Here is a 20067-nt window from a genome sequence, read left to right as displayed (position 1 = left end):
GGCGGCCGCCGGGTCATACCAATTTCTTCCTGTAGGAGCACACAATGCCTTTCTCCGATTACCGCACAGCTCTCGTCACCGGCGCCAACACCGGAATGGGTGCCGCCGTCACCGAGATGTTCACCAAGCGCGGACTGACGGTCTACGGCGTCGCCCGCAATGCCGACAAGCTCGGTGAGGTTGCCGATCGCACCGGAATGATCCCTCTGCCCGTGGACATCACCGACACCGCCGCGCTCGCCGAAGCTGTCGGCGGACTGGAGATCGACATCCTCGTCAACAACGCGGGGGTGTCCGCAACCGGAAACATTCTCGACGCCGAAGAAGCATCGGTCGACGCGATGGTGGACGTGAATCTTCGTGCGGTGCTGCACCTGTGCCGCATTCTGCTGCCGGGAATGGTGGAGCGCGATCTAGGTCATGTCGTCAACATCAGCTCCATCGCCGGCCTGTACAACTTCTACGGCCACACTGCCTACCACGCGACCAAGGCTGCGGTGCACCAGATTTCGCGCCAGCTGCGAAACGACTGCATCGGCAAGCGGATTCGAGTGACCGAGATCTGCCCCGGCCGGGTCGAGACCGAGATCTTCGGTCGCAACCTCGGCGGCACGCCCGAAGCCATGAAGGAAGCGTGGGAGACCTTCTACGAAGGCTACGAATCCATCACTACCAAGGACATCGCGGATACCATCGAGTTCGCGATCGACGCCCCTGGTCACGTCAATCTTGGTCTCATCGAGGTGCTCCCCACCTTCCAGGTGCCCGGTGGCCTCGACTTCATCCGTCGCAACGACTGAGAGAGCGCATCATGAGTTTTGTACTACCGGAAACGACGCTCGGAGTGGTGGCCCATGCGGCAGGTGACCTGCGGGTCGAGCATGTTGCGTTGACTGCGCCGACCGCCGAGCAGGCAGTGATCGAGATCGCTTATGGCGGTGTGTGTGGATCAGATCTGCACTACTGGACGCACGGCGCGGCGGGGGAGTCGATTCTGAAGGCGCCGATGCTGCTCGGTCACGAGGTGGTCGGCACGGTCGTGACGGCCGCGGCGGACGGAACGGGGCCGGCAGTTGGAACTTCCGTGGCCGTACACCCCGCAACGCCCGGTGGGACCGCGCCTCGGTTCCCGAGCGATCGGCCCAACCTCTCGCCCTGCTGCACATACCTGGGAAGTGCAGCGCAGTACCCACACACCGAGGGCGCCTTCGTGAAATACGCAGTGCTCCCGACACGCATGCTCCGGGAACTGCCCGAGGGGTTGGACCTGCGGACTGCGTCGGTAGCCGAACCGGCAAGCGTTGCCTGGCACGCTGTTTCGCGAGCGGGAGACGTACGCGGGAAGAAGGCGCTGGTCGTCGGCTGCGGACCCATCGGCGCACTGGTCGTGGCTGTGCTCAAACGAGCAGGCGCGCAGTCGATCACCGCGGTCGACGTGCACGACGTTCCGCTGCAGATCGCGTCGACGCTCGGTGCGGATCGGGTTCTCGAGGCCACCGACGCCGAGGCAGTCGCCGCATCCGATGCCGACGTGGTCGTCGAGTGCACCGGCAATCATCGCGGGCTCGAATCCGCTATTCGCGGGGCGACGCGCGGTGGACGGGTGGTCATGCTCGGGCTTCTTCCGTCCGGACCTCAACCGGTACACATTTCGCTGGCGATCACGCGAGAGTTGGAGTTGGTGGGCTCATTCCGCTTCAACGACGAAATCGACGAGGTGCTGCTCGCCCTCGCCGACGGTTCGCTTGCTGTCGATGCTGTTCTCACACACGAATATCCGGTCGAGGAAGCTCTGGAAGCCTTCGCAGTCGCCAAGGATGCTTCGGTGTCGGGGAAGGTGCTGTTGCGGTTCTGAGTCCTTCGACCCTGTGCGCCTTTATTAACCGCGGGCGGTTAATAAAGGCGCACAGCAGGTTATTCGACCACCAGGCCCTTGGCTTCCAGCAGAGCAGTCAGATTGCTCACCTCGAGTGGGGTCCCTCCCCGCTTGTAACGCTCGATGTACCCGGCTTCGGCTTCGTCACGGGCACGCGAAAGTTCGATTGCCTCGGCAACCTCCTCGCGGCGGACCACGACAACGCCGTCGCAGTCACCCTTGACGACGTCACCGGGATAAATGACCTGTTCTCCGAAGACCAGGGGATGGTTGATCGGGCCGAGAGATTCCTTGACGGTTCCCTCGATGTACACGTGCTTGGAGAAGACGGGGAATCCGAGTTCGCGGATCTCCCGGGTATCGCGCACTCCGCCGTCGGTGACCAGTGCGGTAATGCCGCGCGCAACACAGGCATTGGCCAGAACATCGCCGAACTGGCCGGCGGCTTGATCACCTGAAGAGACGATCAGGACGTCACCCGGCTGTGCGTAGCTGATCGCAACCTGCAGCATGAGGTTGTCACGGGGATGGCACTTGACTGTGAAGGCGGAGCCGCAGAACTTCATGTCGCGGTCGATCGGTTTGATCGCCGGATGCAGCGACCCCTTACGTCCCTGTGCCTCGTGAATCGTGGCCGCGGAGAACGTCCCCAGTTCGGCAATCAGGTCCTTGTCCGCGCGATCAATTTTCGTCTTGACGTGAATCATCTTGTACTCCAGAAAGTATGAAAGATCAGGAAAGGCGTTCGACTGCCGCGGCGATCTGTGCCGCGGCCTTTTCGAGGACGGCCTCGGAGGTGGCGAAGGAGATACGGAAGTACGGCGATGCGCCGTAAGCCGAACCCTGAATGGTGGCAACCGACGCCTCGTCGAGGAGATAGAGGACGAGATCCTGGTCGGACTCGATCACGGTGCCATCCGGGGTCTGCTTGCCGATCAAGCCGGCACAGTTGACGAACAGGTAGAACGCACCCTGCGGCACGACGGGCTCGAGCCCGGGGACAACACTGAGGAGGTGAGCCGAGAGGTCGCGTCGTCGTCGGTAACTTCGTACGGATTCGGTGAGGAAACTCTGGTCGCCGGTAAGGGCTTCCACGGCTGCGGCCTGGCTGATCGAGGACGGGCAGGAAGAACTTTGACCCTGCAGTTTGTTGACGGCGCCGATCAATCCGGAATTTCCGAGTCCGTATCCGAGTCGCCACCCGGTCATGGCATGAGACTTGGAGACTCCGTTGGTGACCAGTACCTGATCACGGAGGTGCGGAGCGACCTGCAGCAGACTCGGGATCGGAGCGTCGCCGAAGTTGATCTCGTCGTATATCTCGTCGACCAACACACTGACATGGGAATTGGCCTCTATCACTTCGGCGAGGGCCTGCAGCTGCTCGCGGGTGTACACAGATCCGGTGGGGTTGCCCGGGGCATTGAGGATGACCCACTTGGTGTTCGAAGTGATTGCAGCGGATAGTGCTTCGGCTGTGAGAAGAAAGTTGTCGGACTCCTCGCACTGAACGATCACCGGAGTTCCGTCGTGAGCGAGGACCATATCCGGGTACGAAACCCAGTAAGGGGCGGGAACGATAACCTCGACGCCGGCTTCGACCGTCGCCATGAGAGCGAGGAAGATGACCTGTTTCGCGCCGCCGCCGACGGTGATCTGGTTGTCCGCGTACTGGATTCCGGTTCGCGAAGCCGCGCGTGCTGCGATTGCCTCGCGTAGAACCGGGATGCCGTTGACTGCGGTGTACTTGGTCTGACCCGTGTTGATCGCAGTGATCGCCGCAGACTTGATGTTGTCGGGTGTGTCGAAATCGGGCTCCCCGACGGTCAGGTCGAGTATTTCACGGCCCTGGGCCTTCAGCTCGCGCACTCGTTGTGCGGCAGCCACACTCGGCGACTCCCTGATTCTGTCGACGCGCGCAGCCGGAACGAAAGTCGCCATGATGGTCTGCTCCTGGGTCCGGGGTGAGCGTGGATTCCCGTCGTCGACGAGCCACAGTTCTCACTCGGTGATCCGTTCGACCATAGGGTCCTACCAGGGCATCTGACCAAGACCGAACCGTTGTGGCCCGATAAGCAAACGTGATGGAGCGGCGACGGAATCAGACCGACAGAACGCGCAGATCCTCGAGACCGTCCACGACGGGAACGCGCCACGACGCAAGCTCTTCCGGTCCCTGCTCGTCCCACAGCTCGAACAGTTCCGAATCGGTCGATGCGATGGTGCGCTCCACCATTTCGATCAGCCAGGTGAGCCGTTCACTGGTCAGAGCCGAGGTGAAGGAGTCGAGATCGAGGTCTTGGGTGGCAGGGTCACGCTTGCGGTCGGCACGCACGATCAGTACCAATTCGAGCAAGGCGACGGCGATTTGACCGCCGTCGACCTCGAGGTAGTCGTCTTCGAATGCCCACTTCACCGATTCGAAGGTGAAATCACCGTGCCCGATGGACGCGATCAAATCCCCTGCACCGTCGTTCTCGAACGGTCCCGATCCCCACGCGCCCACTGTCTACTCTTTTCCGATTGCCGTGTCAGCGCGCTTCGAGCGCGATCTTCGCTCCGAATCCTAGAAGAACTGTTCCGGTTATGCGCTCGAGTGCCTGTCGCACTCGGGGCTTTTCGAAGGTGCTACGCGCTCGCGAGAGAAGGACCACGTAGCCACTGAGCCACACGATGGTGATGGCTGCGTGGATGAGCACCAGCAATGCAAGCGACGGTCCCGTCGGCCACCCGGCCGGAACCAACTGCGGCAACAGTCCGGTGTAGAAGACGGCGATCTTGGGGTTGAGCAGGTTGGTGGTGAAGCCCGTCTTCCATGTCCCGGCCTTCTGCGATCGTGGAGCGTCGGCATTGTGTTGCATCCGCGACGTCCGGCTCTCCCACAGTGCTCGCACACCGAGATAGATCAGGTAAGCCGCGCCGGCGAGCTTGACGACGGTGTACGCCTCCGCCGACGCGGCCAGGATCGCCGACAGCCCGAGGACGGTCAACAGACCCCACACCAGAAGGCCCGAGACGATGCCGGCAGCTACCCGGAAACCGGCGGATCTGCCCGCGCCGAGAGCAGCCTGCGTCACGACGGCCATGTCGGGCCCGGGGACCAGAGTCAGTAGGGCGAGCACAGCTGTGGCGGCGAGCAGAGCGGTCAGCATGCAACAAGTATGAAGTCGGGGTGGGGAGCATTGTCGGCCGGTGGTGTCGGGCCTGTGAACAAAGAGTGGCGCGGCGGTGTGAACTGCATGGACACGCCCGGAAACCGGCGTCTCGCGAGCCCTGTTCGACAAAGTTATGCACACTGTGGGGAAACGAATCGTTGCAGGTAGAAGGAATAACTATGTTGTAATTCATCCTTTTGTCCACAGGTTATGCACAACTGGGAAGCGGATGTGAATGAAGTTATCCACACCTGTGTGTGCATCGGTGGAGAACGGTCCAACTCCATTGGATACCCGCGAGTAATAAATCCCAACCAGTGGGTTGACCCCGGGACGTTCGTCCTGTCCAATCGAGAGTCAGCGGTAGTCGTGCGATGCTCAGGGGGCGCTTGACGGATGCGGAGATTTGGGTTTGTCGGGATTGTGTTGGTCGTGCTCGCGCTTGTCGTGGGCGGAGTGGCGTATGCCGAACCGGCACCTGAAAACCCGCCAGGAGATTCGGCCGGTCAGGCCGGGGCTCATATCAATCGCATCGAGCAGTCGTCGCCCACACGCAGTGCCGTCTTCGTCGAGTCGCCGGCCATGCGGCGCGAGGTGCAAGTGCAGGTTCTGCATCCAGCGTCGAGTGCCGGTTCGCGTCCGTCCTTCTACCTACTCGACGGCGTCAGTGCCGGTTCGGAATCCGGATACTCCGAAAGCACCTGGACTCAAAAGACCGACATCGAAGCGTTTTTCGCCGACAAGAACGTCAACGTCGTTCTCCCTGTTGGCGGTACCGGCAGTTTCTACACCAACTGGAAGAACGACGATCCGAACCTCGGTGTGAACAAGTGGGAATCGTTTCTCGCTGAAGAGCTTCCGGCGTTGATCGATTCTGCGTTTTCCGGAAATGGGACGAATGTGGTCGGCGGGGTGTCCATGGGTGCGCTCGGCGCGGCCAACCTCATCACACATCACCCGAAGCTCTATACCGGATTGGCCTCGTACAGTGGCTGTCTCGACAACTCCGAATCGTCCTCGCAGGATTCCGTGCGGCTCACCGTGGCCAGCAAGGCGGGCGACGCCACCAACATGTGGGGCCCGGCGTCGGACCCCGACTGGCAAAAGCACGACCCGTCCACCAACGCGGAAACGCTGCGTGGGAAGACGATCTACGTGTCCTCCGGTACAGGTGCGCCCGGAGAATACGACAACGTCTTCACCCCGAGTGGACTGCAGACTGCCATCGAAGGCGGACCGCTCGAGGCGCTCGCTAATACGTGCACACAACTGTTCGAAGCGAGGTTGGGGGAGTTGTCGATTCCCGCAGTGTTCGCGTATCGGAACGACGGCACCCATTCGTGGCCGTACTGGCAAGACGCGCTTCACGATTCCTGGCCGACGGTGAAGACGGCGCTGGGAATGTGAGCTGAGAACTACTCGGCCAGTGCCAGTTCGAGCAATTGGAGGGCGCCGTCACGGGTCTGCGCAGCCGCGATGAACCCGGCCTTGTGGCAGAAGACCGAACTGTCGACGCCCGTCTGGGCGGCAAGATCCGAGCCGTTCAGGCCGCGCCACGGCTCCGGCAACAGCTTTCGTGAACCGAACTTGGAGTCAGCAGGCTTGACCGTCTGAATCGACCAGCCGCCGTTGGTGTTCGGGAAGATGGTGAACAGCAGCTCTGGCTGGGCCGACGCGGCGCGGCCGTGGGGAACGAAGCGTTCCAGCACGACGAAGCGCGGATCCGTTGCTTTTTCGTAGGTCTCGGTGAACTCGCGCTCGGCCGCCGCGTCGCCGGCATACTTGGCGCGCAGGCGAATCAAGACCTGGGTTGCGAGAACGACGGCCAGCTCGAACTGGGTGTCGAACTCCTCGTCGGTGGACGAGATCGGATTGAAAAGGTCCAGCACGGACGACAGATCAAAAGGCTTGGTGCCGTAGTCGTTGAGGGTGTAGATCTCTTGGCCGTTGTCGACGGCGTCGATGCCCTCGACCAGTCGGCTGTCGATACGGCGGAACACGGAGGCGTCGCCTTCACAGAACTGCAGGCCGTATTCCTGCCAGAGCAGACCGAAGGCGGAGTACAGGATGCCGTTGCTGCGCTCGCCGGCATCACGCTGGTGATGGTCGAAGCGCCCCTCAGCCGGGTTGTAGCGACCGCCGACGTCGAGCACGATGTCCGCGCTGTCGAGGACGGACTCGTCACGGCTGCGAACGACGGTGGCGTCGGGGTACAGCTGCTTGAGCAGCGATACGCCGAAGACGTCGTCTGCATGGAACTTGCCGTTATGGGTCGCGATGATCACCCGTCGAGACTAGGCAATCGAGCGCGGGGATGCCTAGTCAGCCGATGGTGCGGATGCGGTCGGTGGCAGGTGGCGAGACCGGCGACCCGGCTGCGAACAGGGCGGTCAAGGCGTCGAGGTCGTTGCCCGCACCGGTCATCTGGGTGGAGTTCTTCAGTGCGGTGAAACCGTCCCCGCCCTCGGCGAGGAACTTGTTCACCACGACGCTGTAGACGGCGTCGGGCGCGATGTCCTGCCCGTTCAGGCGCATTTCCGAGATCCGCTTACCCGGCGCTGCTCGCCGGTCCATGGCGTAGGTGAAGCCCGCGGACGGGGAGAGGATGCGCTCGGTAGCGGTGCCGTCGAGGTCGATCTGGAATTGCTGTTCGAGAGCGTCCTTCAACACCGCTCCTGTGACGGAGAGCACCTCGAGGCTGTTACCGAATGGCTGAACACCGTAGGCCTGGCGGTAGGTGACCTGGCCGGAAGTGCCGAAGTCCAAGTCCTCGCGCATGCCGCCGGGGTTCGTCAACGCTAGTTGGGCGCCTCGTGTCGATCCGGCGGCGAGTTGAGCGTCGGCGACCAGGTTGCCGAGTGTCGATTCGCCGCTGGGGACGCGGTCGCGTGTCAGATCGGCGGTAATGGTCCCCACCGGCCGCTGAGCGCTGTCCGACGCCTCCGACCAGGCCCGGTCGGCGAGAGCCTGAATATCGGGATCCGGCGAAATATCGTGTGTCACTATCTGATTGAACGCGGACGTCTGATCGCGAACAACCTCGCGTGTGTTGCGATCGATGGTGACGTCTGCGACGGACACGATCCGGCCGTGCGAAGCGCCCTGCATCACGACTCTGGGATTGCCTGCGGGATCAGGGAATTCGCAGTTGTACTGCTGGTGGCTGTCGGCGGTGAAGATGACGTCCACCTTCGGTGACGCACGGAGGGCGATGTCGCGGGCCGGCCCGGACTCGACGTTGCAGTCGTTGGGCCCACCTTCGACGGCCGGTTCGTCCCCACGGTGCAGGAGGACGGTGATGGCTTTGACGCCGAAGAAGTCGAGGACGTCGGCGGTGCGGTTGATCGCTTCGACCTCGTCGCCGAACTGCAGATCGGCGATTCCGCCTGGTGTCACGATCTGCGACGTGTTGGCGGGGGATATCGCGATGACTCCGAGCGGAATGCCGTCGACCATGTTCACGGTGAAGGGCAGCGTGGCCGGGGTGCCGTTGGTGTACGTCATGTTCGCGGCCATCAGTGGGAAGTTGGCGCCGTCGAAGGACGGACTGAACGTGCACGCATCGACGGCGGAGCAACCGCCGGACTGCATGCGTCGGAACTCGGCGAGTCCCTTGTCCAGTTCGTGGTTGCCGATCGCGGAGGCGTCGATCTTCATCCGGTTCAGGAGTTCGACCGTCGGTTCGTCGTTGAACATCGCCGACTCGAGCGCCGACGATCCCCAGTTGTCACCGACCGAATACAGCAGCGAGTTGGTGGCTTGGCTGCGAAGTTGCGTCACGTAGGCCGCGAGATACGCCGCGCCACCTGCGGGGGTGAGAGAGCCGTCGGCCTGCCTGATCTCGCTGCGAACACCTTCCGGCGGGCGGAGACTGCCGTGCAGATCGTTGAACGCCAACAGACGTACCGACACCGTGTCCTGGGACTCTGCGTTGGCGACGCCACTCAGGGAGGTCGCGGTGGTGGCGAGAAGGGTCGTTGCGAGCACGGCACACGTTCGTGTCATGCGTCGCGTCATGCGTCGTGCTCCCTCACTCGGACCGGCCTCGAACCTCCCTGAGTGTGCCCGTCTGCCGAAACGAATTCCAGTCCTCGGCGTAACAGTTATGTATCGAGTGTCACGCGGTGACGCCGATGCCCGCGGCCTGCTTCGCGACGTCGGTGTCAGCGAAAGCGAGGAATGCGTCGTTCTCGTGTGGATCGCCGATGGTCATCCGGACGCCCTCGACGCCGTACTGGCGGATCAGAATGCCCGCTTCGGTACTCGCCTCGGCAAAAGCGGGAGAGAGTTCTCCGAGGGGGAGATAGACGAAGTTCGCCGACGACTCGGGGACGGTGTACCCGGCTTCGATCAGAGCGGTTCGAACTCGCGTCCGCTCGGCGATGACACCTTCGGTGCGGGCAAGCAGTTCGTCTGCTGCAGCCAGGGAAGCGATTGCGGCGGCCTGCGCAACAGCGCTCACGGTGAACGGGGTGTGCACCTTGCCGAGGGCCACGATGATCTCCGGATCCGCGACCGCGTAACCCACGCGGATTCCCGCGAGGCCGTACGCCTTCGAGAAGGTGCGCAGAACAACCACGTTGGGGCGGCCGCGGAACAGCTCGATGCCGTCGGCGTCCGAGCGTGAGTATTCGAAGTACGCCTCGTCGAGTGCGACGACGACGTGCGCCGGGACCGCGTCGAGGAAGCTCTCGAGCTCTGCCTTCGACAGTGCATTGCCGGTCGGGTTGTTGGGGTTGCATACGAAGATCAACCGCGTGCGATCCGTGATCGCGGCCAGCATCGCGTCGAGGTCGTGGCCGAAGTCCTCGGTCAGCGGAACCTTGACCGAGACGGCATGGCCGACCTGGGTGACCACGGGGTACGCCTCGAACGAACGCCACGCGTAGATGACCTCGTCACCCTGATCGCACGTGATCTGCACGAGTTCCTGGCACAGCGTCACGGAGCCGCAACCAGCGGCGACGTTGGCCGGCTCGACTTTCAGGAAGGCGGCCAGCGCCTCGATGAGTGCAACCGCGGCATTGTCCGGGTAGCGGTTGGCATTGGCGACCGCGTCGGCGACGGCGTCACGCACACCGGGCAACGGCCCTACGGTCGTTTCGTTGCTCGCCAGCTTGATCGCACCCGGAAAATTGCGTCCGGGAACGTAGGCGGGGATGGAGGCGAGGTCAGGGCGAATGTGTGCGGTCACGAGTCGATTATGCGCGCACTGATTTGGTGCGTAGCGGCCGTCTGCGTGTCAGAGTTAGAAGATGTCGGAAATCTTCCGAGCCACCGCGTATCTGCGCGGAGCCGAAGGGGAGGTCGCCACGGCTGTTCCGCTGACCGTGGTGGAGCCGGACGGCCCGACGAGGGGCGGGATCGTCGTCCTGCATGAAGCCCGGAAGTTCAGCCCGGCTCTGCTGAATCTGATGTGCGCGCTTGCCGGCGAAGGGTGGGTGAGCGTCGCACCTCACCTGTTTCACCGCGAACCCGAACACATGCAGGGTGAGGTGTTCGGTGACAACCTCTTCGCCGACTTCGACGCGACCCTCGATTGGCTCGTCGGACGCGAAGTTCTCGCAGACACCATCGGGGTGCTCGGATTCGACGACGCCGGTACCGCCGCGATGCTCGTGGCCACCAGCCGTCCCGTCGGCGCCGCGGTGAGCGTCGCCGCCCGGGGAATCGTCGAAGCCTTGTCGGTGGATGCTCAGGCGCTTGTCGACGCGGCCACTTCCCTGCAGGCGCCGTGGCTGGCGCTGTACGGCGAGGACGATCCCAGCACGCCTCGCGAACACGTGACTCTGCTCCGGGAAGCGACCGCGAAGGCCGACGTCGCGACACTGGTGGTCAGCTACGCCGGACTGGCTCACCGGGCGGACGAGCCGCCACAGCTGTCCGAGGACGCTGACCTCGACGACCCTGATTCGGCCTCGATCATCGAAGCTCAGACCCGGATCTTCGACTGGTTCGACAGCCACCTGCGGTAAGTCCACAAAACAGTCCGCTGACCACACGTTTTGCCTTTGGTGGCGAAGGGTGTGTAATCTTTCGATCCGGCGGTCCGAAAGGATCGGAACCCCCAGGGAGGCGTGCCAGAGCGGCCGAATGGGACTCACTGCTAATGAGTTGTCCCTTTTACGAGGGACCGGAGGTTCAAATCCTCTCGCCTCCGCCAAGCCGGTGATTTTGACCGGCGGGTTAGAAATGATAGAAATTACGACGGTAAGACACGCAAGACCAGCAAGACAACAGAACATGCGCCCGTAGCTCAACGGATAGAGCACTTGACTACGGATCAAGAGGTTAGGGGTTCGAATCCCTTCGGGCGCACAAAAGGAAGCCCCTCACCAGTAGAGATGCCGGTGAGGGGCTTTCTTGTATGCAAGTGTCCTTTCATGGCGACGTTGGTCACATCTTGACCCGTTTGGCGGCTGACCAGACCTGACCTCCGAATTGACGTTCTCGATCCTCGTATCGCGCCGCGGTGTCTCGGGCGGGCGGCTCGCGACTCTCGGGACTGCGCCAAATCGCCATTTAGCGGTCCGATCGGTCTGGTATGCATTGCTGATGAATCGGACTATCTCGGTTGTGCTCGTGATTGGTGTTGCGGTCGGAGCTCTAGTTGGGTGTTCGGGTAAGTCCGACACTGTTGTAGTTTCATCGACGCAGTCGGCCTCGTCATCCGCAGCGACGACGATTGAGTCCGCACCGCAGCGTGGCGATCAAACGCAGGAGGGCTTGGAGGCCGCGCTGGACGAGCAGTGGGCACTCGCGCAGAGTGCGGACTGGGCTGGGATCTATGATTTCAGTTCGCCTCGTTGCCAGGTTCAATACTCGGTTGAAGAGTTTGTGGCAGCGCTCGACGACGCGTACGCGGATCGGGATTTCAGCGGGACGCCCGAGTATCTGATCAACATGAACGGTGACTCGGTAGCGACCGTTGTCATCAAGGCTCCGGACGGCAAGAGTCCGATGACGCCGGGGACATGGAGTTACATCAACGGTTCTTGGTACGACGACGACTGCTAGGCCGATCCTGCGGGCGAAGTTGTGGGATCTGTCGACGTGGCCGGCATCCGATGAGGTGCCGAGTCTGCGCGACATGATGGCCGAGCAACATAGCCTGCGCGTCGAGGACCTCGAACCTGCCAGACAAGAGGCGTACCGCAAGTACCTGTACTGAACGCAGATTTGTCACCTATGTCCGATAATGATCCGTGCCTTCAATTGCCTCATCGCTGTTCTGGATCGCGCTGATCGCGGCCATCGCGCCGATAGTCGCGGGCCTGATCCCGCGTCGACTGGTTCCCGAAGTGGTGTTGCTACTGGTCGCGGGCGCAGTGGTCGGGCCGTTCGCCCTCAACATCGCAGCTGACAGCGAAGCGATCGGCATCCTGCGCGAACTCGGCCTCGGCATGCTGTTCCTGCTCGCCGGCTACGAGATCGACCGACAGGAACTCAGTGGGCGCGGCGGACGTCGAGCGCTCTACACGTGGCTGTTCTGCCTCGCGCTGGCGTTCACGGTGGTCGCGCTGCTTGGCATGAGGAACGTGATCTCCGCCGAAGCCGCTGTTGCCATCGCGATGACGTCGACCGCTCTGGGCACGCTGCTGCCGATCCTCAAGGACAACAAACTCCTCGACACACGCTTGGGTAAGACCGTCCTCAACCACGGGGCCGTCGGCGAGCTCGGGCCGGTCGTCGCGATGGCGGTGCTGCTGAGTGCCCGTGGTGCCGTGCTGTCGCTGATCGTTCTTGCCGTCTTCGCCTTGATCGCTGTCATCGTTGCGGTGCTGCCCGGCAAGCTGATTCACGAAGGCTCGTGGACACATCGCCTGGTGCGGGCAGGGGCGGACACGACGGCGCAGACGACGGTCCGCCTCACCGTTCTGTTGTTGGTCAGCCTCGGAGTGCTGTCGGCCGTGTTCTCACTCGACGTCATTCTCGGTGCATTTGCCGCCGGCTTCATCCTGCGGCGACTGATGCCAGAGGGCGACGAGCGCCTCGAGATCAAGCTCGACGGGATCGCCTTCGGGTTCCTCATCCCGATTTTCTTCATCACTTCAGGCATGGCGATCGACGTCTCGGCGGTCGCCGCCAGTCCCGGCATACTGATTGCGTTTTTGATCCTGATCGTTGTAGTCCGCGGCGTGCCGGTGTTCTTCGTGACCAAGTTCGAGAAGGTCGAACCACCCTTCACCACGCGCGAAAGTGCGCAAGTCGCGTTGTACGGGGCTACCGGCCTGCCCATGATCGTGGCGGTCACGGGCGCGGCCGTCGACGCGCATCAGATGTCCTCGGACAACGCGTCGATTCTTGTCGCGGCCGGGGCGATCACGGTTCTGCTGTTGCCGATGATTGCCACTCTGTTGACGAAGAAAGAGAAAGTGTCCTGATTCAGAGATCCAACTGCTCGTCGAGCCAGTCGAACATCCGCTGATCAGTCAGACGCCTCGCTTGCTTCGATTATCAGGGGCCGGAGAAAAAGCCGTCGTCGACGTCGATACCGGTTTCCAGCGCCGATATCTCATGGCTGCCCGTTCGGTCCGCCCACCGCAGAGGGATCCCGGTTTCCGCGTCGAACGCCACCGTGGCATCACGGCCGGCCCAATCCGGTGGCATCGCGAATTCCCACGCTCTCCGCCCGTCGACCTCTACTTCCCGCCCTGTCGTGTCGGGTGGGCGTAGGTCGGCGAAAGGTGTGTACGGCCAGGTTCTGTGTATCTGGAGAAGTTGTTCGATATGGATGTCGAGACTGTATCCGCCGTTTCGTCGTTCGAGGACCCCGTCGGTGCGGAACCACGTCTGCTTCTGTCGGTTCTGCAGAAACAGCACTCCCTGCTCGTCTTCGAGACGGATGCAGGTGCGCGGCTTGAACCAGAATTCGAGTCGCACGGAGGGACGACCGCCGGGGGGTCGCCCGCGGAACATCACCCCATGTAGCGGAATCCGTTCCGCCGCTTTGTAACGTCGCGCTACCTCGCTCCACGCAGGGGGGCGACTTTCGCGGAGAAGCCTCAGATGGCACATCTGCCGAGGGGGACTGTCCTGACTTGGGGACAACGGCCACCATAAATTGGCCTTCCACGAATAGCGAGGCGGGGACTGCGACGCCGGTGATCTGCTCGGCGAGAGCAAAGGCGCCCTCCAACGCATGCTCACCTGCATAGCCTTGGGCGTCATCGTCGATTCCGATTCCGCCGACATCGAGAATCAAATCCACCATCCGATCGTCCCCGACCACCGGGCTGGATCCGAAGAGTTCGAATTCAGCCACGCGTGTGCCGTTCGACCACCAGATGAACTGGCTGTCGGCATTGACGCTGAGATAGTGCGAAGCCACCTCGCGATCGGATAGAAGGGGCCGCATCAATTCTTCGGAGATAGTGAAGGAACCGCCGTTGATCTGCATCAACAGTGTGCTGTCGTCGCCCACCGCCGCGACTGCGACTACCTGCCCAGCCCCGGCTGTCTCGAGCTGTTCAGTGAGATCGGACATCACCTCGCCGAGTTCGGCGATCCCGATTGCCTCCGATTGTGTGTTCTCGTCGGCGCCGAGGGCACTCAACACCTGTGCGGGAGTGGACCGAGGGATGAGTGCAGCGCAGTACCCGAGAGACAGGCTCGTGTTGAGGTACTGCTGAATCCACACATAGTCGTGATAGGTAGGCACACTCGCACGCTTCCACAGATCGATACCCGACGAATGCCGAACTCCATCGAGCGCACAGCAAATACGCCATCAATCGATCGTTGATTCGAGGGCCTGATTCAGAGATCCAACTGCTCGTCGAGCCAGTCGAACATCCGCTGATCAGTCAGACGCCTCGCCATGGGCTGGCAGTGGAAGTTCGCGCCCTCGGCAGCGGTGAAGGGAACCGCCGACGTCGGTCCGCCGGATAGGGCGGCAAGCCGCTTGGATTGACCGGGCCAGAATTGCTCGCCTTCCGGATCGGTGATGAGCAGGGGAGTGGAGATCGAGCCGGCGACGTGTTCGAGGTGGTACTTCCGAACCTCGGCGAGAGTGTTGTAGTAACCGTCGGCGAGGTACGGACGCGCTCGGAAACGCCAGATCCGGGCGCTGTCCTTCGAGAATTTCATCCCCATCGCCATGTCGCGGTCGAAGGCCTCCGACTTTCCCTCGTCGAGTAGCTTCTGCATGTTCTTGGGGATATGGGCGAGCCACGACGCGGCCACGTCCACGACCCCCGGATCGGCGATCGCTGCCGCGATCCGATGCTCGAACGCCAACGACTGGGGCACCCAGTACCCGCCCTGACTGATCCCGTACATCGCCAGCTTCGACGCATCGACGTCCGGCCGGTCCACGAGATAGTCGACAACGGGCGTGATGACGGCTTCCCAGTCGTGACGGAACGGGATGTTGCGCTCGAAGAGCATCGACTGCTGACCGGGACCGTCGAACATCAACACGTTGTAGCCCCGCTCGAGCGCCCCGGCACCGCCGCTGCCCCACAGCCCGCTGATCGGGCCGTCGCTACCGTTCACCATGATCAAAGTCGGCCGTCGCACGTCGCCGGGCGGCCGGAAGAAGTACCCGGGAAGGTAGGTGTCCTCGTAAGGGATCCGGACGCGTTCGACGGGCTGGGCGGTGGTGTCGACGAAGCGGTCCCACGCCTGTCGGTGACGTTTGAAAGTGGGGACCAGAACCGAATCGTCGCTGAGACCGTCGACGGCGTTGATCGCCACACCGAAGTACGACGCCGCCCGCAGGTACGCGTTGGACGCGCTTCGCGAATGCCCGGCCTCGGCTGCCTCATCGGCCTGCCCGAATACCCGTGTGCCGAGGTCGAACCAGGCCTCGTACCAGCCTTCGAGGTCCTTCTCGCCGACGTGAGCGATGGCCGAGAGCACTTCGCCGGTATCTGCCGCGCCGAAGGTGGCTTGCCCGAGAACGACTCGTAGCTCGAAGTCGAAGGATTCGTTGCGATAGAAACCAGCAGTGAACGCCTGGTGCGGATGGGCGAAGAACGACGACGCGAGAGACATGGGCACACCTTCGCTAGTTCGGGGCAGCCATTTTCAGTTGTAGTTCCAGGATCGCCCGAATCGCTTGCCGGAAAACCTGTCAGCGCGGCGACGCCGGGAGCCCGGTGGATGGCGGCCTCGACATCGCAAATGCCAGGGTGCACAACCACAACGACATTCCCAGCACCTGCGCACGTTGAGCGATACCCAGTCCGAGATTACCGCCGCCGGAGACTTCGATGCTGTTGGTCGTCAACATCCACACCGTCGCAAGGGAAGTCAGGATCAGAATGGTCAGACCCGTCGTCCGCAAAGAAGGGTGCTCGCGATACCTGAACGCTCCCACGGTGAATGCGATCATCGCGGTGAAGATCGCGAAGACCGCCACGCTGCTCGTCAACGCGTGAACATGGTGGAGCTGCGGAAGTAGACCGTCGGGTGCGCTCGACGGGCAACCCTCGCCCGAGCATTCGAGGGGGAACGACGCGTCGGCGATGGTCGCGATGCCGAACACCGCCAGCGCAATCCAGCCCGTGACGTAGAGCCTTCGCCGGGGCGTGATCAGCAGACCCAGCGCTCCGGAGATCAACATCAAGATCGCGGACAGGACATCGGCGTTACCGAAGACATCGCGGTATTTCTGGTTCTCGGCATCGAGTTCGCTGAGGAACGATGTCACCGGGTCGAGGCCGGTGTCCAGGAAGAATTCGAGAATCCACGACGAGTAGACGATTCCGCCCAGAGCCAGCGCAGCCACCAAACCCCACCGCGCAACGTTGCGTTCCTTCACGAAATCGAGCTTACGGACCGAGCAGGGCTTTCTGGACGCGTTCGGCCGCTACCAGCGGATCTTCGTGCTCCCAGATGCGGATGACGGTCCAACCCTGCTCTGCCAGACGTGCATCGGTGTCGCGGTCTCGAACCACGTTGGCGGCCAACTTGTCCGTCCACCACTGCGCGTTGTTCTTGGGAAACGTCGCATGCTGCGGGCAGCTGTGCCAGAAGCATCCGTCCACGAACACCGCGACTTTGCGGCGTGGAAATACCAGATCGGCCCGTCGGCGAACACCTTTGATCGGCGCCCGATCCACGAAGTACCGGAGTCCGCGCCGATGAAGCTCGCGTCGAAGTGCGATTTCGGGTTTGGTGTCGCGCCGACGCTGAGCGCTCATCCGAGCGCTGGTGGCAGGATCCGTCGCAGGCACCGAGGTTCCCTCAGCCGTCGGAATCGTCGCTGTCTTCGGGATCGGACCAGGTAGGCGCAAACCTGTTGCGACGCTCCACTTCACCGTGCACGACGGTCACGAAGTCGGTGAACGAGAGAGTCTGGCTCTCGGTGGGGCGGCCGTTGCGCGGCGGTGGTTCGTCGACGTCGAAGAACCGGACTGCACCATCGGGTTCGTAGAGTCCGATGTAGACCTTCTCGAAGAGGTCGTAGCGCGTGTCTTCGGCGCCGAGATCCACCCAGGCCTTTCCCGGAACGCCGACCACCGCGCGCTTGCCCCGACCCGAGCGCTTCGAGAGCGTCGTGACGTGGTGTGCAAAAGAGGATTTGCCGGTATCGCTGGTCTTGGTCGGGTCGCCGTCGTCGCAGGTGGCGTACGGCTCGAACATGACGGCCACCAACACGCTGTACGGCTGCCGCTGATGCAGAACCATTGCCTCGCCACGCAATTCGTGGTCGTTGCGGACGATGTTCTTGGTCCAGCGGCCCAGCTTGCCGCTGCGGGGACTGTAGTCCTGGAAGTTGTACGTCTTGATGGAGACGCAGAGGATCAGGCCGAGGGTGGGGTCGAGTGCCTTGACGTCCAAGCGCTTTCGTCCCTTGGCGACATCGACCGTTGCCTCCTGGCCTTCGCCGGATGCCGTCGGGGTGATGTTGGGATACAGCGGACGCAGAGCATCGGCCACCGTCTGTGCCAGTTGATTGGACAGTCGCTGCGCGTAGTTCTTCTTCTCGCCGCGATCGGCGTCGGCCGGGGGCTTGTCGCCCGCGAGTTGCAGTGCACTCCACAGTGGTTCGTGTTCCGGCTCGGAAAACAGCGTTTCAGGTTCGGGGAACAGCGAGTCCGTCATGCTGCGGCCTCGGGGTATCCGCCCATCCGCTCGAGGTGACTTTCGACGTCCTCGATGAAACCGGGGATGAACCGAAGATTACCCATGCGTGCGCGCTTGAGGAAGCCGGCGGTGGCCCGAGCCGACAGCAACCGCGTGTCTTCGAGGAAGCCGCTCAGATCCTCGTAGTCGTACTGGACCGGCCAGGTCGAGGTATGGACGCGGAAGGCCTGGCGGTTACGGCCCCAGGCCGCACTCGGCCAGGCGTCGCCCGGTTCGAGTGGCGTCTCGCCAGCGGCGTCGTATTCGATGGGATCGCTCAACCGGCCACCGACCCACGACGCCATCCGCACGCTCACGGCATTGCCGACGAGCTTCCAGCGATGGCTGTGGCGTAGGCCGGGAACCTCGACGGACGGCAGCGTCCAGTCGGGATCGAAACCCTGCAGTCGCTCGGCATCGACTAGACCGGGAGTGACGATCTCACCTGACGGCAACCGGACTGCCGGCTGACTGGGGATGCCGACGGACGAGCCGCCCTTGAGCGTCGGCACGGCATTGACGGCCCACCCGAGACCGCGAGTGCCTTCGGTCCAGTAGAAGCCGCAGGGGTAGTCCGCGGGATCGCCACCCAGGCGCTCGCCGGCGTCCTGGCCGAACAGGATTTCGCGGGGATCATCTGTGCGCGAGGCAAGCATGATGACTCGCTGGCGACGCTGGGGGAGTCCGAAGGCGCGGGCGTCGACCACCCGGTACGCCCAGGTGTATCCGAGGTCTTCGAGGGCGTCGGTGATGTGCCGCATGGCGGCGCCCTTGCCGAGCTGGAGCATGAACGGAACGTTCTCGATCAACAGCCAGCGCGGGCCCTTCTTACGCTTGACCAGACGGAACACCTCGTCCACCAGGCCTGAGCGTGCGCCGGTGATGCCTGCCGTTTTGCCGGCCTGAGAGAGGTCCTGGCAGGGGAAACCGGCGGCCACCAATTCGATGTCACTGGGCAGCGCGCGAAGTTTGGTGACGTCACCGTGCAACGGCACGTCGGCGAAACGCGAACGGAGAACTGCCTGCGCGCCCGGATCGATTTCGCACAGCAGTTCGGTGTTCCACCCATGTTCCGAGAGCCCCAACTCGAGACCACCGATACCGGCAAACAAACCCACCATGCTCCGCGACGACGTCACAGCACCCTTCCTCACGAACCGACCTAGAAGCACGGTACTCGAGAACTCCGACACCGTTTGCCAACTATTCGGTCCGCGGCGTGCTCCTTACGGAAGAACCGTTGTGAAACGCCTTACATCGAGATCTTCGGGGCCGATCGAAGTCCCTAAAAGGTCCCTGATCGAAGCAATAACCCGAACCAGCGGTGCTCCGTGCCCGTTCGTCCATTACCGTGGTCGGGTGAGCATCCAACCTTCCGGTGACGCGTCCTGGCCCGCGGTATTGACCTGGCAGGCCCACAACGCTCCTCGTATGGAGTCTGTTCGTGTGCAGCTGAACGGAAATCGCATCAAGGCTTCCGGCCGGATCATCGGTGGAGCCTGCAGTGAGCACCCGGCATTCAGCGCGTCGTACGACCTGGTCACCGACGAGGCCGGCATCACCCGCCGGTTGTCCGTGCGGACCGCCCTGGCCGCCGGTGAGCGTCAGATGTCGATCAGCCGGGACGAAGAAGGCACCTGGATGGTCGAGAACGGCGCCAGTCACCAGCGCTCTGCGTTCGATGGCGCACTCGATGTCGACGTGATCCTCAGCCCGTTCTTCAACACGCTGCCCATCCGCCGCGTCGGCTTGCAGAACGACATCGAAGACGCCGAGGTCCCGGTCGTCTACGTCAATCTCCTCGACCTGCGCGTCGAGGGTGCGACCATCACCTACAGCTCCGGCGCCGACGGAATCAGTGTGCTGTCCCCGGTGTCCAGCTCGACGCTGTCCGTCGACACCGAAGGTTTTGTCCTCGACTACCCGGGTCTGGCAACTCGTATCTAGGTTTCGTATCTCCAG

The 20067-nt window shown here is 62.7% G+C and carries 20 protein-coding genes, 2 tRNA genes and 1 pseudogene; 9 read left to right on the top strand and 14 right to left on the bottom strand.

Annotation, left to right across the window (positions count from 1 at the left end):
* Window positions 1-44 precede the first annotated feature (44 nt).
* A complete protein-coding gene (locus QRN54_RS15115; protein WP_007731698.1) occupies window positions 45-800 on the top strand; it encodes an SDR family oxidoreductase in 756 nt (251 codons plus the stop codon).
* Between the two features lie 11 nt (window positions 801-811).
* Complete coding sequence (locus tag QRN54_RS15110; RefSeq protein ID WP_054827404.1) at window positions 812-1855, top strand: L-idonate 5-dehydrogenase; 1044 nt, start codon at window positions 812-814, stop codon at window positions 1853-1855.
* A 59-nt stretch (window positions 1856-1914) separates the two neighbouring features.
* Here QRN54_RS15110 and QRN54_RS15105 read toward each other — a convergent pair whose 3' ends face one another.
* The 4 genes from QRN54_RS15105 to QRN54_RS15090 form a co-directional block, all read right to left on the bottom strand.
* A complete protein-coding gene (locus QRN54_RS15105) occupies window positions 1915-2583 on the bottom strand; it encodes a 4-carboxy-4-hydroxy-2-oxoadipate aldolase/oxaloacetate decarboxylase (protein WP_285182350.1) in 669 nt (222 codons plus the stop codon).
* Between the two features lie 25 nt (window positions 2584-2608).
* Window positions 2609-3817 (bottom strand): aspartate transaminase, encoded by a 1209-nt coding sequence (locus tag QRN54_RS15100; RefSeq protein WP_285182349.1) that lies wholly within the window; start codon window positions 3815-3817, stop codon window positions 2609-2611.
* 160 nt (window positions 3818-3977) lie between these two features.
* Complete coding sequence (locus QRN54_RS15095) at window positions 3978-4382, bottom strand: DUF4259 domain-containing protein (RefSeq protein WP_042447698.1); 405 nt, start codon at window positions 4380-4382, stop codon at window positions 3978-3980.
* Window positions 4383-4407: 25 nt separating this feature from the next.
* Entirely contained in the window at window positions 4408-5028 is a 621-nt protein-coding gene (locus QRN54_RS15090) for a LysE family translocator (protein WP_007731691.1), read from the bottom strand.
* 399 nt (window positions 5029-5427) lie between these two features.
* Here QRN54_RS15090 and QRN54_RS15085 point away from each other — a divergent pair, with 399 nt between their 5' ends.
* A complete protein-coding gene (locus QRN54_RS15085) occupies window positions 5428-6438 on the top strand; it encodes an alpha/beta hydrolase (RefSeq protein WP_502944053.1) in 1011 nt (336 codons plus the stop codon).
* Between the two features lie 8 nt (window positions 6439-6446).
* Here the strand turns inward: QRN54_RS15085 and QRN54_RS15080 are convergent, their stop codons facing one another.
* The 3 genes from QRN54_RS15080 to hisC form a co-directional block, all read right to left on the bottom strand.
* Complete coding sequence (locus QRN54_RS15080) at window positions 6447-7316, bottom strand: MYG1 family protein (RefSeq protein ID WP_003943978.1); 870 nt, start codon at window positions 7314-7316, stop codon at window positions 6447-6449.
* A 37-nt stretch (window positions 7317-7353) separates the two neighbouring features.
* Window positions 7354-9048, bottom strand: coding sequence for a bifunctional metallophosphatase/5'-nucleotidase (locus QRN54_RS15075; RefSeq protein WP_285182348.1), 1695 nt, complete (start codon window positions 9046-9048; stop codon window positions 7354-7356).
* Window positions 9049-9148: 100 nt separating this feature from the next.
* On the bottom strand, window positions 9149-10225 hold the full coding sequence (gene hisC / locus QRN54_RS15070; RefSeq protein ID WP_285182347.1) for a histidinol-phosphate transaminase: 1077 nt from the start codon (window positions 10223-10225) through the stop codon (window positions 9149-9151).
* Window positions 10226-10286: 61 nt separating this feature from the next.
* On the opposite strand from hisC, the gene QRN54_RS15065 reads away from it, so the two are divergent.
* The 5 genes from QRN54_RS15065 (at window position 10287) to QRN54_RS15045 (ending at window position 13415) form a co-directional block, all read left to right on the top strand.
* Window positions 10287-11006, top strand: a complete 720-nt coding sequence (locus QRN54_RS15065; RefSeq protein ID WP_003943860.1) for a dienelactone hydrolase family protein — start codon at window positions 10287-10289, stop codon at window positions 11004-11006.
* Between the two features lie 96 nt (window positions 11007-11102).
* Window positions 11103-11194 (top strand) — tRNA-Ser (locus tag QRN54_RS15060).
* An 82-nt stretch (window positions 11195-11276) separates the two neighbouring features.
* Window positions 11277-11349: transfer RNA gene (locus QRN54_RS15055), tRNA-Arg, on the top strand.
* A 237-nt stretch (window positions 11350-11586) separates the two neighbouring features.
* Window positions 11587-12048: a hypothetical protein gene (locus QRN54_RS15050; RefSeq protein WP_285182346.1), complete on the top strand. Its 462-nt coding sequence runs from the start codon at window positions 11587-11589 to the stop codon at window positions 12046-12048.
* Window positions 12049-12236: 188 nt separating this feature from the next.
* On the top strand, window positions 12237-13415 hold the full coding sequence (locus tag QRN54_RS15045) for a cation:proton antiporter (protein WP_047271529.1): 1179 nt from the start codon (window positions 12237-12239) through the stop codon (window positions 13413-13415).
* Between the two features lie 73 nt (window positions 13416-13488).
* Here the strand turns inward: QRN54_RS15045 and QRN54_RS15040 are convergent, their stop codons facing one another.
* The 7 genes and pseudogenes from QRN54_RS15040 to QRN54_RS15015 form a co-directional block, all read right to left on the bottom strand.
* Entirely contained in the window at window positions 13489-13914 is a 426-nt protein-coding gene (locus QRN54_RS15040; protein ID WP_285182345.1) for a hypothetical protein, read from the bottom strand.
* 169 nt (window positions 13915-14083) lie between these two features.
* A pseudogene (locus QRN54_RS33610) lies at window positions 14084-14692 on the bottom strand (DUF6461 domain-containing protein); the annotation flags it as partial.
* Between the two features lie 98 nt (window positions 14693-14790).
* Complete coding sequence (locus QRN54_RS15035; RefSeq protein WP_285182344.1) at window positions 14791-16029, bottom strand: alpha/beta hydrolase family protein; 1239 nt, start codon at window positions 16027-16029, stop codon at window positions 14791-14793.
* Window positions 16030-16108: 79 nt separating this feature from the next.
* Entirely contained in the window at window positions 16109-16798 is a 690-nt protein-coding gene (locus tag QRN54_RS15030) for a DUF998 domain-containing protein (protein ID WP_007731663.1), read from the bottom strand.
* Window positions 16799-16808: 10 nt separating this feature from the next.
* The gene (locus QRN54_RS15025; RefSeq protein WP_030535751.1) at window positions 16809-17213 is read right to left on the bottom strand and encodes a very short patch repair endonuclease; all 405 of its coding nucleotides are present in this window, start codon (window positions 17211-17213) and stop codon (window positions 16809-16811) included.
* Window positions 17214-17223: 10 nt separating this feature from the next.
* Window positions 17224-18084 carry a hypothetical protein gene (locus QRN54_RS15020; protein ID WP_116057427.1) on the bottom strand — a complete coding sequence of 287 codons (861 nt, stop codon included), beginning with the start codon at window positions 18082-18084 and terminating at the stop codon, window positions 17224-17226.
* Window positions 18081-19226 (bottom strand): DNA cytosine methyltransferase, encoded by a 1146-nt coding sequence (locus QRN54_RS15015; protein ID WP_030535749.1) that lies wholly within the window; start codon window positions 19224-19226, stop codon window positions 18081-18083. The genes QRN54_RS15020 and QRN54_RS15015 overlap by 4 nt, the downstream gene beginning before the upstream one ends.
* Before the next feature lie 238 nt (window positions 19227-19464).
* On the opposite strand from QRN54_RS15015, the gene QRN54_RS15010 reads away from it, so the two are divergent.
* Window positions 19465-20052 (top strand): putative glycolipid-binding domain-containing protein, encoded by a 588-nt coding sequence (locus QRN54_RS15010; protein WP_073512852.1) that lies wholly within the window; start codon window positions 19465-19467, stop codon window positions 20050-20052.
* Window positions 20053-20067: the final 15 nt, after the last annotated feature.

The organism is Rhodococcus sp. MEB032, assembly GCF_030208925.1.
Taxonomy (GTDB): Bacteria; Actinomycetota; Actinomycetes; order Mycobacteriales; family Mycobacteriaceae; genus Rhodococcus_F; species Rhodococcus_F qingshengii.
The sequence above is the reverse complement of the archived record's forward strand: the minus strand, read 5'-3'. Positions and strand labels throughout refer to the sequence as shown.

Coding starts and splice junctions, on each gene's coding strand:
- QRN54_RS15090 (WP_007731691.1), bottom strand. CDS start 5,028: ATGCTGACCGCTCTGCTCGCCGCCACAGCTGTGCTCGCCCTACTGACT.
- QRN54_RS15100 (WP_285182349.1), bottom strand. CDS start 3,817: ATGGCGACTTTCGTTCCGGCTGCGCGCGTCGACAGAATCAGGGAGTCG.
- QRN54_RS15065 (WP_003943860.1), top strand. CDS start 10,287: ATGTCGGAAATCTTCCGAGCCACCGCGTATCTGCGCGGAGCCGAAGGG.
- QRN54_RS15105 (WP_285182350.1), bottom strand. CDS start 2,583: ATGATTCACGTCAAGACGAAAATTGATCGCGCGGACAAGGACCTGATT.
- QRN54_RS15035 (WP_285182344.1), bottom strand. CDS start 16,029: ATGTCTCTCGCGTCGTCGTTCTTCGCCCATCCGCACCAGGCGTTCACT.
- QRN54_RS15115 (WP_007731698.1), top strand. CDS start 45: ATGCCTTTCTCCGATTACCGCACAGCTCTCGTCACCGGCGCCAACACC.
- QRN54_RS15110 (WP_054827404.1), top strand. CDS start 812: ATGAGTTTTGTACTACCGGAAACGACGCTCGGAGTGGTGGCCCATGCG.
- QRN54_RS15085 (WP_502944053.1), top strand. CDS start 5,428: ATGCGGAGATTTGGGTTTGTCGGGATTGTGTTGGTCGTGCTCGCGCTT.
- QRN54_RS15015 (WP_030535749.1), bottom strand. CDS start 19,226: ATGGTGGGTTTGTTTGCCGGTATCGGTGGTCTCGAGTTGGGGCTCTCG.
- QRN54_RS15075 (WP_285182348.1), bottom strand. CDS start 9,048: ATGACGCGACGCATGACACGAACGTGTGCCGTGCTCGCAACGACCCTT.
- QRN54_RS15050 (WP_285182346.1), top strand. CDS start 11,587: ATGAATCGGACTATCTCGGTTGTGCTCGTGATTGGTGTTGCGGTCGGA.
- QRN54_RS15020 (WP_116057427.1), bottom strand. CDS start 18,084: ATGACGGACTCGCTGTTCCCCGAACCTGAAACGCTGTTTTCCGAGCCG.